This is a genomic window from Ensifer sp. ENS10, from assembly GCF_014852025.1.
GTDB lineage: Bacteria > Pseudomonadota > Alphaproteobacteria > Rhizobiales > Rhizobiaceae > Ensifer.
Genome location: NZ_JACVAS010000002.1, coordinates 280,962 through 295,875, shown reverse-complemented (window position 1 = coordinate 295,875; position 14,914 = coordinate 280,962). Strand labels below are relative to the sequence as shown.

The window sequence follows — 14,914 nt, the reverse complement described above, 5'->3', positions numbered from 1 at the left end:
TCGGATTGGCCTGGGGTTCAATCCAGCCGGGTGAGATCGGAGGCGTAGCGCCGCCAGTTCTTGACGTAGTGCGCTGCCGAGCGCTTCAGCCCTTCAACAGCAGCGTCGTCCAGCGTGCGGATCGCCTTGGCCGGCGCGCCGACGATCAGCGAATTGTCCGGAAACTCCTTGCCCTCGGTCACCAGCGCATTGGCACCGACCAGGCAGTTGCGGCCGATTTTGACGCCATTCAGCACGGTTGCTCCCATGCCGATCAGCGAGTTCTCGCCGATGGTGCAGCCGTGGATGATGGCGCCATGGCCGATGGTGCAGCCTTCGCCGATCGTGACCGGGAAGCCCGGGTCGACATGGATGACGACGTTTTCCTGGATATTGGTGCGGGCGCCGAGCCGGATCGGCTCATTGTCGCCGCGCAGCGTCACGCCGAACCAGATGCCAACCTCGTCGCCAATCTCGACCTGTCCGATGACGTTGGCATCCGGGGCCACCCAGTAGCCGCCGTTCGGCGGGGTCTGCGGGCGAAGCGATCCAAGGGCATAAAGCGGCATCGGCAGGTATCCTTCATGTCGTCTGAAATGATGCAATGCCAGGAAGAGCGCGTTATGCCGCTCCTGGCACGGCGCTCTAGAGAACTGTAACCGCAAGCGCCGCGACGCCGTCGACGCCGCAGGTGACCTGGTCGCCGCGCACGACGGCACCAACGCCCGAGGGCGTGCCGGTCATGATGACGTCGCCGGGAGCCAGCGTGAAGAGCTTGGAGAGCTCGGCGATCACTTCCGGCACCTTCCAGATCATCTGATCGAGATCGCCCTGCTGGCGCATTTCGCCATTCACCTTCAGCCAGATATTGCCGTTGACCGGATGGCCGATCGCTTCGGCCGGCGCGATCGCCGAGACCGGAGCGGAATGTTCGAAGGCCTTGGCGGCAGCCCAGGGCTTTCCGGCCTTCTTGGCCTCGGCCTGCAGGTCGCGGCGGGTGAAGTCGATGCCGACGGCATAGCCGTAGACGCAATCCAGCGCGTCCTCGACGGCGATGTCGCTGCCGCCGCGCTTCAGCGCCACGACGAGTTCCACCTCGTGATGGACGTCGGCGGTCAGCGGCGGATAGGGGAAGGCGCTACCGGCGGCAAGCAGGTTGTCCGGATTCTTCTGGAAGAAGAACGGCGGTTCGCGATCCGGATCGTGCCCCATCTCGATGGCGTGGGCAGCATAGTTGCGGCCGACGCAATAGACCCGGCGAACCGGAAAGCCGACCAGACTGCCTGAGATCGGCAGCAGCACGGGAAGCGGAGGAGGGATGATAGTTTCCATGATCGTCCGGTCTTGGGCGTCCATCGGTCTCAACGGACAGAAAGATCGCTGCGCGTTTGATAGGCGCTCGCCGTCGACCGAGTGCGGTTTCGAGCGAGGCAGGGAAGAATCCGGACGTTACTGCATAAATCCGCGAATCGGAATCGATCCGATGAAAAATAAGACGAAGGTTTGAGAAGGATTTTGGGACTAAAGCGCGCCCGGATGGGCGCGCGAGATCACGGCAGCCGAGAGGATGCCGTGAGCGGCAAACTCAGGCGCAGTGTGCGTAGGCCTGAAGCTGATCGCGGGTCAGGAACCTGCCGTCGGAACGCGAATTGAGCTCCGGATGGCTGTATTCGAGACTGGGAACTTGGGGAAGCTCAAGGGCCTGGCGCACCGTCATGATACCGACGTCACGGCGGCCACCTTCACGCTTCACGCTGACTTCAACGATGCGATAGAGATTGCTCTCGCTCATATGTTCTCTCCCGTATATCGTTTTCTATCGTTTTTTTTTAATTCCCTTGCGGGGAATAAAGCGCTCCGAAATTGGTTTTTGTGAGGCACCTCAGAATATAGCCGGAAGAAGTGAAGGCTTCACGACAGAAATCGGGCCGTTTCTGGAAAAATCATGCATGATTGGGCGATAATGCGCCGAAATGATGCGGTTTTTGGGCAAATGCCCGGTATCTGAGCCGTTCGTCGACGGGTATTGGGGTCTGCGGCTTCAACTAAAACGTCATCTTGCGCCCGCCGCTGGCGAGCGTGCGCCGCTTCGTGCGGCGGGATACGGTCCGGCGCGGTTGCGCCTCAGTGAGCGTCCAGTTCGGCCTCTTCGGCAGCCGATATGAACAGCGTTCGCGCCTCCTCGGCCGTGCGGCGACCATCGATTGCGGCGCGGCAGGCACTGCGGGCGGCAACATAGAACGGCCCGCGGCGGGGCCAATGGTCGGCAAGGCAGGCGAGCGCGTCTGAGGGGCCTTTCACGGTGCGGCACATGCCGCCAACAAAGTCGAGCTCGATCGGCTGTTTCCAGACTACTTGCATGCGTCTCCTCCTCGAGATCATCTCAATGAATGTCGGCACTGCGGCTGTCGGCCCCCTGGCTCCTCTCAAGCGGCATCGACAGTCGATCTTGCTAATGTAGCGCAGGAGGAGGGATTTGTAAGCAGCTTTTCCGTGTTTGATCAGCGCGCTGCACGCGCTGGCGGCGTGCGGCGATGGCCGAAAAGGACGCCACGACCCTAAAGGGAGACGTCGTGCCGCAGGCGCTCGGCAAAGGCGCGTCCTGCAAGAAGCAGGTGCATCTCGTTGGTATTGCCGGCAAGGTAGTCGTCGATCAGCATGCGGGCATGGCGCCGCGCCCGTTCGCCGTCGCGTGCCCAGCCCTGTTCCCGGCAAAGCTCGTCGAAGACACGTTGCAGCCTCTCCATGTCACCCTTCGACAGGGCAAGGCATTGTGTCGCTCGCAAAGGGGCCACCTGTTCCTCCCGCAGCACCCATTTCCCCGCCCGGCACTATGGCAGAACGCAAGCGAATTTGACCCCTTGGGAATGAGGGGTTCCAGTGGTCTAGCGATTAATCGGAGATCGGCTATCAGGCCGCGGGCACGACGCGGTCGACCTTGGTGCGGCGACCGCCTTCCTCGATGCGATAATAGTCGGGGCCGATCTGCGCATACTGGTCGCAGCGCCGCCCGCCGTCCTCGAAGGTGATGCAAACCTCGTCGCCAGTGATCGTGTAGCTGCCGCCGTCGCGCACCTCGTAGTCGCGATAGCCGTAGCGGCCGTCGGCGTAGAAAGTGGAATTGACGCCGTTGAGGTTGTAGCGCAGCGTCTTTCCGACGAGGAAGGCCTGGAGCGCGTCGCCGGAAAGCGTCGGTACGGAGGGGGCAGCCGGTCTCGGCCTTGCGACTTCAGGCGCCTCCAACTCCATCGACTGGCATCCGGCCAAGAGAAGCGTGAGCAGTGCCGCGATCGCGCGTTTCATGCCGTCCGTCCTTTTTCCTGTCAACTGTATCGATACAGGGGGCACTGCCTTACCGTGCAAATCCTTAGTTCGGAATCGATTGATGGGCGAAACTAGGGAGCAGGTTCCTGGACAGCGACCGCTGGCATCTCGATAGACGCGCGGCGCTGTAATCGCCTTCGGTCGCTTCTGTCAAGTCCAGGAAGCGGTGGTGACGGCGGATCGCGTCACGCGTCGTGCCGCGCGGGCGGGCCTGCGAAGTAGAGAAAGAGATTGGCGGACGCCTGCGCGCCGGCCATCGCCGCTTCGCCAAAAGAGCTCGCATCCGTTTCGTTCTGCCAGGCGGCCTTGAGATCGGCGAGGCAATTGGCGATGGAATCGACGATCGCCTGCTTGTCTTCGGCCTGCATGACGAGAGCCGCAACCGTCGCATTCAGGATCGAGAGTTGCCCGAGCTGGGCGGCGTCGCCATGGAGGAGCAGCTCTTCTGCGCTCATTTCGTCCGGGGATTTCGACATCGCGTGATTCCTTCGCTTGCTGGTTGCGGCGAAAGGCGATCAATTCCCGACGAAGAAGGCAAGTTGGCCGGAGTTCGGCAAGCGGTTCGGTCCGGCGTTGGTTCTTCGAATACAGGCAGGCGGCCTTCGCCGCCTGCCTCACCCAAAAGGGGTATCTCAGAAGATGCTGCCGGCCACTGCCGCGGCAACCGTGGCGGCCAGCGCCGCCAGAAGGAACGCTGCCCCTATGACGGTCGCTATTGTCCGCCGGCGCCGTGCGCCGCTCCAATCGTAGCTCATGTCTTCGCTCCGACGACGATCATGTCAAAGCGGAACAATCGGAGATTCTGCTTAACAAAATGGAAACCAGATTGCCGGCGGGGGGACCGGAGGGCGAGCGCTCCTCGCTGAGGCGCTCTGCCGCGGCTGGAGTGGTGATCCCATCAGCTCCGCATCGAGCGGAGTTCTGGGAAGTCGTACCAGCGCAGTCGCTTGTCGCTGCAGCGGGAATCGTACGAGCTCGAGTCGACGATCTTCCCATCGCGCAAGGCATAACCGCCGACCTGCAATACCTCCTGGATCCGGGTTTCCCTGAAGCGGACACAGAAGGCGTAGATCTTGGCTTCGGGACTGAGCAAGACCACACTCGATATCTCGGCCATCTTGAACTGGGCGCCCTTGGCGTCGATGGCCCGCATCACTGCAACATACTCCTTGCGCACCGCTGCCGACGGCGGTTTTTGCGACGCCACAACGGAGTCCGGCGCCGGCGGCTGGCAGCCCGAAAGCGCAAGAGCAGCCAGTGCGAGAGAGAGGTATTTCAGCATTCGTTGTTCCCCATGTGTCGTTGCCGCGCAGGTTGTACCCGGCGCGTCGTGCGGCTGCAATATCAATCGGATAGGGGCCGTCATGCGGCTACCACCGCATTGCAGGGGGGCGAGAATCGGGGGCTGGGCCGTGTCGTTCGACACGGTCTCGCATTCTTCGGCGTTGCGCTGTATAAGGCGCCGTCCCATCTGGGGGCTTTGGCGCCAATCGGGCGCCAGTGCTGCAAATCTGCCGTGAGTGCTACAGTGTAGCGCCGGCGCGCAAAACCAGAATAACGAGAGCTGATCGAGCATGGCAGAAGGCCGCGCACAGCCCGGAAATCCGGGCAACCGTCACTATTTCAACGCACCGGTCTTTGCCGTGGCGCCTATGATCGATTGGACGGACAGGCACTACCGGTTCTTTGCGCGGCAACTGTCGCGGCATGCGCTGCTCTATACCGAGATGATCGTCGCCGATGCGATCCTGCGCGGCGACAAGCAGAAGCTGCTTGGCTTTGATGCTTCCGAGCGTCCGGTCGCGCTTCAGCTTGGCGGCAGCGATCCCCGGAAGATGGCGGAAGCGGCTGTTATCGCCGAAGACTTCGGCTACGACGAGATCAACATGAATGTCGGCTGCCCGTCGGACCGGGTGCAATCCGGCACCTTCGGCGCCTGCCTGATGCAGGAACCGGAGACCGTGGCTGCCTGCGTTGCGGCGATGAAGGCGGCGGTGAAGATCCCGGTCACGGTCAAATGCCGCATCGGCGTCGACGATCAGGACCCGGAAGTGGCCTTGCGAGCACTGGTTTCGCGGGTCGTCGACGCTGGCACGGATGCCGTCTGGGTGCATGCGCGCAAGGCCTGGCTGCAGGGCCTGAGCCCGAAGGAGAACCGCGAGATCCCGCCGCTCGACTATGGTCTCGTGCATCGGCTGAAGCAGGAAAATCCCAATCTTTTCATCGGCATCAATGGCGGCCTTCAAACGTTGAGTCAGGCGCTTGAGCAGTTGCAGCATCTGGATGGCGTGATGCTCGGCCGTGCGGCCTATCACGACAGCGCCATGCTGACGGCGGCGGATGGGCATTTCCCGCATCCGCTGACCGGGGCGGCGCCGGTGATGCAGGAAGCCAACGCCTTCTCCGAGCGCGGCCATCGCTTCGATCTCGATTTCTGGGCGGATGTTCGTGACGTGATGGCGGACTACGCCGCCGCGCATATCGCCAATGGCGGCCGCCTGATCCATGTGACGCGCCATATGATCGGTCTGTTCCAGGGGTGGCCGGGCGCGCGGCGCTATCGGCAGTTGCTTTCCGCCGACGCGACGCGCAAGGGCGCCGGGCCCGAAGTGATCCACGCTGCCTTCGACGCGGTGTTCGAGGCCATGGCGGCCAAGCAGGCGGCGGAATAGCGTCGGCTGGCGCTTGAAGTTTCTTCCCTCATTCCTGTGCTTGTCACAGGAATCCAGCAGCGCCGCGTCTGCGGCGCAGAAGAGGACAGAGGTCAATTGTCGTTGGGGGAGGTCTCGCCGCGCCGACGCGCGGCCAAAACCTCGTGCCCCCAAACGAAAACGGCGCCCCCTGCGGAGCGCCGTTTCCAAATGAATGTCCGACTGGACGATCCGGCTTAGGCAGCCTGGATGTTGACGGCCTTCGGGCCCTTGCCCATGCGATCCGGCTCGGTGTCGAAGGTGACCTGCTGGCCATCCTTGAGCGTTGCGAGGCCAGCGGCCTGAACGGCGGAGATGTGTACGAACACGTCCTTCGCGCCGCCATCCGGCGTGATGAAGCCGAAGCCCTTGTCCTGGTTGAAGAATTTTACGATGCCCTTGGTGGCCATGGAAGAAGTCCTTTTCCTTCAGTCAATTTGCGTTGCCCGCGCCCCCGAGGGGATGTGGGCATCTCGTCTTCCGCTTGCAAGCGGAAAGGCGTCGAGTGGTCACGATATCGGGGAAAAGACGTCTACGGTGCCGATGCCGGCGGTCCGGCACGAAGCCGGGCGCAGTTGAAAGTCCAGTCTCCGGGATAGAAATCGCCCGAACGGCGCAAGAAGTGACAGGATTTGCAGAAAAAGGCAAGCGCCTTGTACGACGCATCAAGGCGCGGAGTGTCAGGCTTTGCAAGGCTTTGGCCGATTTCTCGCCACTCCATTCACGCCTCCGGCAGAAAAATCGGGGACGGTCCGTTTCTCGACACAATTTCGTCCCGACCGCGACCGAACGTGCGCGCCGCCGACGGGGCCGGTCGCGGATCGCAGCGGATGCTGTCGTTGCGCTTGGCCGCGTGCCTAAGGCTTGCACATCCTCGGGATAACGCGCAGGCTTTACCGAAGGTTGGTTCCGTCTTCGCTGGCGATGGCGTAGCCACTGGCAAAGGCGACGGGCCGACATTCCGCCTGGAGCGGACGAAGGTCGCCTAGCCTGGACGATTAAGTCGCCTTGGCCGGGCGATAACCGGGAAGACTGGGCGAAGTGTCGCCCAGAGGGCGAAGTGTCGCCCAGAGAATGCGCCGGCTGGCTCGACCGGGTGGCGGAAATGACAGACGAAGTGGGGACAGCGTGATCGACCCTTACGAATTGCTTGGACTGGAACGCGACGCCGACAATCAGGCGATCCGCAGCGCCTATCGCAAGGCGGCGAAATCCGCGCATCCGGATTCCGGCGGCGATCCCGAACAGTTTGCGCGGCTGCAGGTGGCCTATGAGCTGCTCAAGGATCCCGTGCGCCGCAAGGTCTATGACGACACCGGCTACGATCCGCAGCTCGCCGATCCGCGCGACCTCAAGGGGCTGATGATGCTGGAAACGCTGGTCAACGAGTTCATTCTCGACGAGCGCGAGCCCGGAACCTTCGATCCTGTCGCCGCCATGCGGCGCAAGCTCTCCGACGATATCGTCAAGAGCCGCTTCCATATTCTCGAGCTCGAGCGTCACCGCGCCCGCGTGCGCAAGCACCTCGACCGCCTCGGCCGCCGGCCGGAGACCGACGTGCTCGGCTCGATGCTGCGCGCCCGCTCGCGGTCAATCGCCGAGGCGATCAAGAATGCCGACGAGCAGATCAAGACGATAGAGCAGGCCTATGAGATGCTGGAAGGCTACAGCTACGAGTTGGAGGCGCTGGAGATGAAGGCGCACGCGGCGGAGTAAGGCGCCGCCTCGGGCGCTGTCGCGTTCGTTCTGGCTTTGCGACGAAAGGCATGGCCGCGCCTGATATGCGGCTGCCGGCTCCCTGATCGCCGATCCTGCTGTCGGCGGCGTTCGCCTACGCGCCGCCGCTGTGCAGCGGCTTCTGTCGGTGTCATAGTCTGCGTCTGTCCCGGGTGGCCGGGACCTCCGCCATAGCCTGGAGCGAAGGAGAGTGGCATGAGCCGTCGCTTGAACATGCGCGTTGCCTTTCTTCTTCTGGGGATCGTGCTCGCCGCCTACCTCGCGGTCAGCTACTTCCTGGTCCCGGAGCTATGGCTCTTCCACGATGACCGCCGGAAGGTTCCGCTCAATCCCATGGTGACATCGACGGAGCAGGGCATTCCCGGTGATCCGATCAATGTCGGGCTGGTCGGCTCCAAGGAGCAGATCATCCGCGCCTTTAACGCCGCAGGCTGGGATGCTGCCGACAAGGTCACGCTGCGATCGTCCGTCGATATAGGCCTCAGCGTCGTGCTCGACCGCCCGGATCTCGATGCACCTGTCAGTCCGCTGTTCTACGAGGGTCGCGAGCAGGATCTGGCCTTCGAAAAGCCGGTCGGCCGCAGCGCCGACCAGCGCAACCATGTGCGCTTCTGGCAGACCGCGACGCCTGCGGAGGGCGGTGGCCCGCTCTGGCTCGGTTCGGCGAGCTTCGACCGCGGCGTGGGCTTGAGCCACGACACCGGCCAGATCACCCACCACATCGGCCCCGATCTCGATGCCGAACGCGATCTGGTGATCGGCGACCTCAAGAAGGCGGGGCAGGTTTCGTCGACCTATGAAATCCCCGGCGTCGGTGCCACCAAGACCGGCCGCAACGGCGGCGGCGACCCCTATTTCACCGACGGCAAGGCTTTGGTCGGTGTGCTCGGGCCGGCAGCAGTGGGCAGCGGCGCGGGGATTGCCAAGTGAGGCTCGGCGGCTCGTGCTGCCTCGCCTTGTGGAGCCAGCCCCCAGCGCGCCTTTCGACTTACGCCGGCTGCCCCATGAACTGCGACAGCGATGCGAAATCGTCGTGCAGGTGGCCGGCCTCGATCGCCCGGCGGAAGATCGCCTCGTATCCCCCAGTGATCGTGCGGTCGATGCCGCGGGCTTCCATCAGGTCGACCAAATGGTGAAACGCGCTGTAATGCGGCGATACGGACGAGAGCGTTTCGGCATCAGCGTCATAGCGCCCGGCGGCGCTGCGTTTGATGAGGTCGGAGACGAGCCCCTCGACCACCGGCGCCGTCGCCGTCCATTGTCTTGCCAGCACGCCGAGATCGATCGCCTCGGCCCGGCAAACGGCGATCGACTGCAGCGCACCGAACAATGCGCCCCACATCAGCGCCAGCACGGCGCTGTCGAGCGCATTGGCGAGGCCCGGATCCTCGCCGATGAACTGGACATTGCCGCCGAGGGCGCCGAGCACGTTACGGCCTTCCTCGAAAACAGCTGAAGGACCGGAGACAAGCAGCGTGCCCGCTTCGGTGCCGATGAAGTCCGGCGTCGCCAGGATCGCGCCGTCGAGATAGCGGGCACCCTGCCGCTGCGCCCAGCCGTGCGCCTCGCGGCCACCATCCGGCGTGCCTGACGTGAGTTCGATGATCAGTCTGCCCTCGAGGGCACCGGCGACCTCCTTGTCGCGCAGAAGGCTTTGCGTCGCCTGGTAGTCGCTGACATTGACGATGACGACCTCAGATGCGGCGACCGCATTGCGCACGCTTGCCGCCACCTCGGCCCCGGCGGCAGCGAGCGGCGCCGCCTTTGCCGGCGTGCGGTTCCACACCGTCGTCGGGTGCCCGGCCTTGAGAAGCGCATGCGCCAGCGCCGATCCCATGCGCCCCATTCCCAATACGCTGATTGCAGGTTGCATTCCCAGTCTCCATATCCATGGCGCGGGAAGGGCGCCTGCACCCTTATCCCGCCCTGATTTCCACAGCGACGCGGTTGTCGTCGCGGTTCAGACGTAAGGTGGGCGGCCCGGGTCGCAATACGCACCGGATGGTAAGTGCTTACCGCGACGTAAGGGAGGATGATGTGACGACAGCAATGGAAAACTGCGGCTTTGCAACTGCGCTCAGGGCGATCGAGGGAAAGTGGAAGGTCGATATTCTCTGCGAACTCGGCAAGGCCGCCCGCCGCTTCGGCCGCCTGCGCCAGGCGATCCCTTTAATCAGCGAGAAGATGCTGGCGCAGCAGTTGCGTGAATTGGAGGCCGATGGCCTCGTCAGCCGCACCACCTATCCGGAAATCCCGCCAAAGGTGGTGTACGCGCTGACCGAACGCGGCGCGGCGCTGAACGTGGCGGCGGCGGCTCTCTGCAAGTGGGGCGAGGAGTTTGGCGGCGATGACGAGGTGCGGCCGGAGGCGAGGGTGGTTGCTGCGGGCTGACCGGCGGTAGCGTCGCCCGGGTGAAACAGTGGCGGCACCCGCAAGCGCGCGCGCCTTTGGGCACGCCCTTATGACCGCGCCCTTATGACCGCGCCCTTGTGTCCACGCCCCTGAGCACCTCCCTCCGGAGCGGCGATCTTAGCGGTCACAGCCCCGCTCGACCCTCATCTCTGTGCTTGTCACAGAGATCCAGCAGCCGCACGTCCGCGCGGCGGGGTATGCCGAGCCGGTACGCTGGGTGCTCGCGCATTCGGGGCAACGCATCCCCTCGCGCCGCCGATTCGGCGCGGCTGGATTCCTGTGACAAGCACAGGAATGAGCGAGGTGGTACGCGGCCGCGGCACTTCGTCAGATGCCGTTGTGACGTCGAATCCTGTGGCTCTGGGTGCCCGAGATTTCCTGCGCCTGCGGAATTTTCATCCCTGGCATCCGGTTCCCTTGGGGGCAACGATCTTCGTAGCGGCAATCCTGTCCACCCTCATCTCTGTGCTTGTCACAGAGATCCAGCCGCCGCGCGTCCGCGCGGCGAGAGATCCCGAGCCATAACGAAGACTTTCTCGTATTGGTCGGCGCATCCCCCCGCCGCAGCGCGGCAGGGGGATGCCTGTGACAGGCATGGGAATGCGGGCGGTGGGACGCGTGATCGCTGCGCTACTTCACCACGGCATGGCGCTTGCGGCCAAGCGAGAGCCGAACCGGATGCTCGCCGAGTGAGACGATTGTCTCTGCATCCTCAACGACTTCTCCGTCCAGGCGCACACCGCGCCCGGCGATTGCCCGCCGTGCCTCGCCCTTCGATGAGGCCAGTCCTGCCCGTACCACGAGGTCAACGAGACCTATGCCCTTCAGGCGCTCGGCATCGCTCAGCACGACCGTCGGCAACCCCTCGGCCGCTTCACCTCCGCCGAATGCCTGCCGCGCCGTCGCCTGCGCCCGCCGGACTGCGTCTGCTCCATGCGCCAGCGCCGTTGCCTCATTGGCGAGGCGCTCCTTGACCACGTTCAGGTCCGCGCCCTCGGCGCGACCCAGCCTTTCGATCTCGTCGAGCGGCAGATCGGTGAAGAGTTTGAGGAAGCGCACCACGTCGGCATCCTCGACGTTACGCCAGAACTGCCAGTAGTCGTAGGGCGACAGACGGTCCTCGTTCACCCAGATGGCGCCGGCCGCGGTCTTGCCCATCTTGACGCCCGATGCCGTCGTCAGCAGCGGCGTGGTCATGCCGAAGACTTCCGCGCCCTCGATCCGCCGCACCAGATCGACGCCACCAACGATATTGCCCCATTGGTCGCCGCCGCCGAGCTGCAGCCGGCAGCCGGTGCGGCGAAACAGTTCGAGGAAATCGACCGCCTGCAGGATCATGTAGTTGAACTCGAGGAAGCTCAGGTTCTCCTGCTGTTCCAGCCGCGTTTTCACGCTGTCGAAGGAGAGCATGCGGTTGACGGAGAAGTGTTTGCCGACGTCCCGGAGCATGTCGATCCAGGCCATCCGGTCCAGCCAATCGGCATTGTTGACCATGACAGCATCGGTCGGGCCGTCGCCGAAGGTCAGCAACCGCTCGAACACTTTGCGGATGCCGGCGATATTGGCCGCGATCTCATTCTCCGACAGCATTGGCCGTGCCGCCGAGCGAAAGCTCGGATCGCCGATCCGCGTCGTGCCGCCGCCGATCAGCACGATCGGCTTGTGCCCGGCCTGCTGCAGCCGGCGAAGCGCCATGATCGGCAAGAGATGGCCGACATGCAGGCTGTCCGCCGTCGCATCGAAGCCGGCGTAGACAGGCACGATGCCGGCCGCAAAGGCGCGATCGACGCCCTCAAGGTCCGTCACTTGGTTGACATAGCCGCGCTCGAGCAGCGTCCCGGTGATCGTCGAGCGCGGCTCAAAGGCGTCAGTGGGATTGTCGGAAATTGTCATTAGAGCTCTCCATGGCATTGCCGCCAGGGAGCACCGAACAAAACAAAGCCGCCTGACGGCGGCTTGTTTCAAGACATGATCGAAACGCGCCGCTCCCTATGGGGACGTCGCATAATTGAATTAGCCCCCGAAAGGTCCGGACATGCTTCCCCACTTAGCTAAGTGGGTAGGAGTAGTGTTGGTAATATGACTAGTAGCAACTTTAAGATGGAAGTCCTGTAATGGCCCCATAAATCCCCGGACATGATCTCCCACTTGTTAAGTGTGAGGAGTAATGTCCCCATTATGAGTAGTCACAACCCGAAGATAGAAGTGCTGTCCGGCCCTGAGCGCCGCCGTCGCTGGTCGACGGCCGAGAAGCTCGCCATCGTTCAGGAGACGTATGAAGGGGATGCGACGGTCAGCATCGTCGCGCGGCGTCACGGCATCCAGCCGAACCAGTTGTTCAATTGGCGCAAGCTTGCAGCGCAGGGAGCGTTCACCGCAACCGCATCGCAGGAAGACGTCGTTCCGGCATCCGAATATCGAGCCCTTCAGAACCAGGTCAAGGAACTGCAGCGCCTGTTGGGCAAGAAGACGATGGAAGGCGAAATCCTCAAGGAAGCGCTTGAGATCGCCACCGGCCCAAAAAAACACCTGTTGCGCTCGCTGTCATTGCCGAAGGGCAGTTCGCGATGACGGCGGTGTGCGAGACTTTGGGTGTCGCCCGATCAAACATTGCAGAGCGCGTGAAGCAAATCCCTTCCAAAGCCCGTGGGCGACCGCCGCTTGCTGATCAGGGCCTGGTGGATGAGATCAAAACGATCATCGCCGATATGCCGACCTACGGCTATCGCCGGGTTCACGCCATTCTGCGCCGAAACGCCAGCAACGATGGCCGTTCCTGGCCAAACGTCAAACGCGTCTATCGGGTGATGAAGGTGCACGACCTGCTCCTTCAGCGCCATACTGGTGCGAGTGATACCCGTCGCCACGACGGCCGCGTCGCTGTGGAGCAGTCGAACCTACGTTGGTGTTCGGACGGATTCGAAATTGGCTGCGACAACAGAGAGAAGGTGCGCGTTGCCTTTGCCCTCGACTGCTGTGACCGCGAGGCCATTGCCCACGTCGCCACCACTGAAGGCATCAAGAGCGCGGACGTTCAGGACCTTGTCATCACCGCCGTCGAGAACCGCTTCGGTCGCATCAACGCCCTTCCAAAGCCCATCGAATGGCTGACTGACAATGGCTCGTGCTTCATTGCGAAGGACACGAAATCGCTGCTGCTGGATATCGGGATGGAGCCTTGCTCGACACCCATTCGCAGCCCGCAGTCAAACGGAATGGCGGAAGCCTTCGTCAAAACCTTCAAGCGCGACTACGTCTCGGTCAATCCCATTCCGGACGCCGAAACCGTCATCGCCCAACTGCCCTTATGGTTCGAGCATTACAACACGCTTCACCCGCACAAGGCTTTGGGATATCGATCACCGCGCGAGTTCTTAAACCGTCAAACAGAAACCTGATCCTGTCCGGTTTTTATGGGGCAACTCCAAGTCCTTTCGGGTCCGGAACGGCGACGGCGCTGGAGCACGGCGGAGAAGCTGGCCATCATTCAAGAGACCTACGAGGCGGGCGCGACGGTGAGCATCGTTGCCCGGCGGCACGGCATTCAGCCGAACCAGTTGTTCGCATGGCGCAAGCTGGCGTCTCAAGGGGCGCTGACGGCGACGGCCGCCGAGGAGGAGGTCGTTCCGGCTTCCGAATACCGGGCGCTTCAGGCCCAGGTGAAGGAGTTGCAGCGCCTGTTGGGCAAGAAGACAATGGAAGGCGAAATCCTCAAGGAAGCCCTCGAAATCGCCACCGGCCCAAAAAAACAGATGTTGCGTTCGCTCTCTCTTCCGAAGGACTTTTTGAAATGAAGACCGTCTGCGAGACTTTGGGTGTCGCCCGGTCGAATATCGCTGCCCGTGCCACAGGTTCCCCTTCCAGAGCCAGAGGACGCCCGCCACTCCCGGATCGGGAGCTGGTGGAAGATATCAAGGCCGTCATCGCCGACATGCCCACCTACGGCTATCGCCGGGTCCATGCCATCCTGCGCAGGAATGCCCGAAAACAGGGCAAGTCATGGCCCAATGCAAAGCGCGTCTACCGGGTCATGAAGCTGCACCATCTGCTGCTCGTGCGACATACCGGAGCCGTCGATGATCGTCTTCACGACGGCCAGGTCGCCGTCGCCCGCTCGAACACCAGATGGTGCTCCGATGGCTTCGAGATCGGCTGTGACAACAAGGAGAAGGTCCGTGTTGCCTTCGCTCTCGATTGCTGCGACCGGGAGGCAATCGCCCATATCGCCACCACGGAAGGCATCAAGAGCCAGGATGTGCAGGACCTCGTGATCACGGCTGTCGAGAACCGCTTTGGCCGCATCAACATGTTGCCGCAGCCTATCGAATGGCTCACAGACAACGGCTCCTGCTTCATCGCCAAGGACACCAAATCCTTGCTCCGCGACATCGGCATGGAGCCGCGCTCGACGCCGGTGCGCAGCCCGCAGTCGAACGGGATGGCGGAGGCCTTTGTCAAAACATTCAAGCGCGATTACGTCTCGGTAAACCCAACTCCGGATGCCGAAACCGTCATCGCACAACTGCCCTTCTGGTTCGATCATTACAACGATCTTCACCCGCATAAGGCATTAGGATATCAATCACCCCGCGAGTTCATCAGCTCGCAATCTCAAACCTGAGCACGTCCGGTCTTTTGGGGGCAACTCCAGGGGACGTCGCATAATAGATGGCAGCGATGAGCGCGGTTTTGATCATGCTGTGGTTGTAGCGAGGAATGGGGGAGGCGGCAAGGGTGGGGATCGTGGCCGTGTAGAGTTGTATTTTTCGGCA

Annotated in this window: 18 protein-coding genes; 6 read left to right on the top strand and 12 right to left on the bottom strand. The window is 62.8% G+C overall.

Annotated features, from left to right (window positions below):
• Positions 1-17: 17 nt before the first annotated feature.
• The 9 genes from IB265_RS08355 to IB265_RS08320 all read right to left on the bottom strand — a co-directional run bounded on the left by IB265_RS08355 (position 18) and on the right by IB265_RS08320 (position 4,585).
• Positions 18-548 (bottom strand): gamma carbonic anhydrase family protein, encoded by a 531-nt coding sequence (locus tag IB265_RS08355; RefSeq protein WP_057254285.1) that lies wholly within the window; start codon positions 546-548, stop codon positions 18-20.
• A gap of 76 nt (positions 549-624) precedes the next feature.
• Positions 625-1,311, bottom strand: a complete 687-nt coding sequence (locus tag IB265_RS08350) for a fumarylacetoacetate hydrolase family protein (RefSeq protein ID WP_057254473.1) — start codon at positions 1,309-1,311, stop codon at positions 625-627.
• Between the two features lie 253 nt (positions 1,312-1,564).
• The gene (locus IB265_RS08345; protein WP_057254287.1) at positions 1,565-1,771 is read right to left on the bottom strand and encodes a hypothetical protein; all 207 of its coding nucleotides are present in this window, start codon (positions 1,769-1,771) and stop codon (positions 1,565-1,567) included.
• 332 nt (positions 1,772-2,103) lie between these two features.
• The gene (locus IB265_RS08340; protein ID WP_082616090.1) at positions 2,104-2,340 is read right to left on the bottom strand and encodes a DUF982 domain-containing protein; all 237 of its coding nucleotides are present in this window, start codon (positions 2,338-2,340) and stop codon (positions 2,104-2,106) included.
• 197 nt (positions 2,341-2,537) lie between these two features.
• On the bottom strand, positions 2,538-2,774 hold the full coding sequence (locus IB265_RS08335) for a hypothetical protein (protein WP_093232960.1): 237 nt from the start codon (positions 2,772-2,774) through the stop codon (positions 2,538-2,540).
• Between the two features lie 115 nt (positions 2,775-2,889).
• Positions 2,890-3,282: a hypothetical protein gene (locus tag IB265_RS08330; RefSeq protein ID WP_057254290.1), complete on the bottom strand. Its 393-nt coding sequence runs from the start codon at positions 3,280-3,282 to the stop codon at positions 2,890-2,892.
• Between the two features lie 206 nt (positions 3,283-3,488).
• Positions 3,489-3,779: a hypothetical protein gene (locus IB265_RS08325; RefSeq protein ID WP_057254292.1), complete on the bottom strand. Its 291-nt coding sequence runs from the start codon at positions 3,777-3,779 to the stop codon at positions 3,489-3,491.
• Between the two features lie 156 nt (positions 3,780-3,935).
• Positions 3,936-4,058, bottom strand: a complete 123-nt coding sequence (locus tag IB265_RS37305; protein WP_255570991.1) for a hypothetical protein — start codon at positions 4,056-4,058, stop codon at positions 3,936-3,938.
• 143 nt (positions 4,059-4,201) lie between these two features.
• Positions 4,202-4,585 carry a hypothetical protein gene (locus IB265_RS08320; protein ID WP_192494751.1) on the bottom strand — a complete coding sequence of 128 codons (384 nt, stop codon included), beginning with the start codon at positions 4,583-4,585 and terminating at the stop codon, positions 4,202-4,204.
• Between the two features lie 292 nt (positions 4,586-4,877).
• On the opposite strand from IB265_RS08320, the gene dusA reads away from it, so the two are divergent.
• Positions 4,878-5,975, top strand: a complete 1,098-nt coding sequence (gene dusA, locus IB265_RS08315; protein WP_057254294.1) for a tRNA dihydrouridine(20/20a) synthase DusA — start codon at positions 4,878-4,880, stop codon at positions 5,973-5,975.
• Between the two features lie 215 nt (positions 5,976-6,190).
• Here the strand turns inward: dusA and IB265_RS08310 are convergent, their stop codons facing one another.
• On the bottom strand, positions 6,191-6,403 hold the full coding sequence (locus IB265_RS08310; protein ID WP_034788487.1) for a cold-shock protein: 213 nt from the start codon (positions 6,401-6,403) through the stop codon (positions 6,191-6,193).
• Positions 6,404-7,067: 664 nt separating this feature from the next.
• Here IB265_RS08310 and IB265_RS08305 point away from each other — a divergent pair.
• Positions 7,068-7,709 (top strand): J domain-containing protein, encoded by a 642-nt coding sequence (locus IB265_RS08305; RefSeq protein WP_093232964.1) that lies wholly within the window; start codon positions 7,068-7,070, stop codon positions 7,707-7,709.
• Between the two features lie 216 nt (positions 7,710-7,925).
• Complete coding sequence (locus tag IB265_RS08300) at positions 7,926-8,660, top strand: LssY C-terminal domain-containing protein (RefSeq protein ID WP_113133791.1); 735 nt, start codon at positions 7,926-7,928, stop codon at positions 8,658-8,660.
• 58 nt (positions 8,661-8,718) lie between these two features.
• Here IB265_RS08300 and IB265_RS08295 read toward each other — a convergent pair whose 3' ends face one another.
• Positions 8,719-9,603, bottom strand: coding sequence for an NAD(P)-dependent oxidoreductase (locus IB265_RS08295; protein WP_244495703.1), 885 nt, complete (start codon positions 9,601-9,603; stop codon positions 8,719-8,721).
• A 164-nt stretch (positions 9,604-9,767) separates the two neighbouring features.
• On the opposite strand from IB265_RS08295, the gene IB265_RS08290 reads away from it, so the two are divergent.
• Positions 9,768-10,121: a helix-turn-helix domain-containing protein gene (locus IB265_RS08290; RefSeq protein WP_286161489.1), complete on the top strand. Its 354-nt coding sequence runs from the start codon at positions 9,768-9,770 to the stop codon at positions 10,119-10,121.
• A 651-nt stretch (positions 10,122-10,772) separates the two neighbouring features.
• Here the strand turns inward: IB265_RS08290 and tyrS are convergent.
• Complete coding sequence (gene tyrS, locus IB265_RS08285; protein ID WP_113133790.1) at positions 10,773-12,035, bottom strand: tyrosine--tRNA ligase; 1,263 nt, start codon at positions 12,033-12,035, stop codon at positions 10,773-10,775.
• A gap of 285 nt (positions 12,036-12,320) precedes the next feature.
• Between tyrS and IB265_RS08280 the strand changes: the two genes are divergently transcribed.
• Positions 12,321-13,540, top strand: a protein-coding gene (locus IB265_RS08280) for an IS3 family transposase (RefSeq protein ID WP_113738009.1) whose coding sequence is annotated in 2 segments (ribosomal slippage) — positions 12,321-12,654 and positions 12,654-13,540 — 1,221 coding nt in all. Because the reading frame shifts where the segments join, the coding sequence is not laid out codon by codon here.
• Positions 13,541-13,555: 15 nt separating this feature from the next.
• Positions 13,556-14,763, top strand: a protein-coding gene (locus tag IB265_RS08275) for an IS3 family transposase (protein WP_192494750.1) whose coding sequence is annotated in 2 segments (ribosomal slippage) — positions 13,556-13,876 and positions 13,879-14,763 — 1,206 coding nt in all. Because the reading frame shifts where the segments join, the coding sequence is not laid out codon by codon here.
• The last annotated feature ends 151 nt before the right edge of the window (positions 14,764-14,914 follow it).

Bases quoted from the DNA above. Each gene is read 5' to 3' on its own strand.
- IB265_RS08355 (WP_057254285.1), bottom strand. From the start codon at position 548: ATGCCGCTTTATGCCCTTGGATCGCTTCGCCCGCAGACCCCGCCGAAC.
- IB265_RS08350 (WP_057254473.1), bottom strand. From the start codon at position 1,311: ATGGAAACTATCATCCCTCCTCCGCTTCCCGTGCTGCTGCCGATCTCA.
- IB265_RS08345 (WP_057254287.1), bottom strand. From the start codon at position 1,771: ATGAGCGAGAGCAATCTCTATCGCATCGTTGAAGTCAGCGTGAAGCGT.
- IB265_RS08340 (WP_082616090.1), bottom strand. From the start codon at position 2,340: ATGCAAGTAGTCTGGAAACAGCCGATCGAGCTCGACTTTGTTGGCGGC.
- IB265_RS08330 (WP_057254290.1), bottom strand. From the start codon at position 3,282: ATGAAACGCGCGATCGCGGCACTGCTCACGCTTCTCTTGGCCGGATGC.
- IB265_RS08325 (WP_057254292.1), bottom strand. From the start codon at position 3,779: ATGTCGAAATCCCCGGACGAAATGAGCGCAGAAGAGCTGCTCCTCCAT.
- IB265_RS37305 (WP_255570991.1), bottom strand. From the start codon at position 4,058: ATGAGCTACGATTGGAGCGGCGCACGGCGCCGGCGGACAATAGCGACC.
- IB265_RS08320 (WP_192494751.1), bottom strand. From the start codon at position 4,585: ATGCTGAAATACCTCTCTCTCGCACTGGCTGCTCTTGCGCTTTCGGGC.
- dusA (WP_057254294.1), top strand. From the start codon at position 4,878: ATGGCAGAAGGCCGCGCACAGCCCGGAAATCCGGGCAACCGTCACTAT.
- IB265_RS08310 (WP_034788487.1), bottom strand. From the start codon at position 6,403: ATGGCCACCAAGGGCATCGTAAAATTCTTCAACCAGGACAAGGGCTTC.
- IB265_RS08305 (WP_093232964.1), top strand. From the start codon at position 7,068: ATGCGCCGGCTGGCTCGACCGGGTGGCGGAAATGACAGACGAAGTGGG.
- IB265_RS08300 (WP_113133791.1), top strand. From the start codon at position 7,926: ATGAGCCGTCGCTTGAACATGCGCGTTGCCTTTCTTCTTCTGGGGATC.
- IB265_RS08295 (WP_244495703.1), bottom strand. From the start codon at position 9,603: ATGCAACCTGCAATCAGCGTATTGGGAATGGGGCGCATGGGATCGGCG.
- tyrS (WP_113133790.1), bottom strand. From the start codon at position 12,035: ATGACAATTTCCGACAATCCCACTGACGCCTTTGAGCCGCGCTCGACG.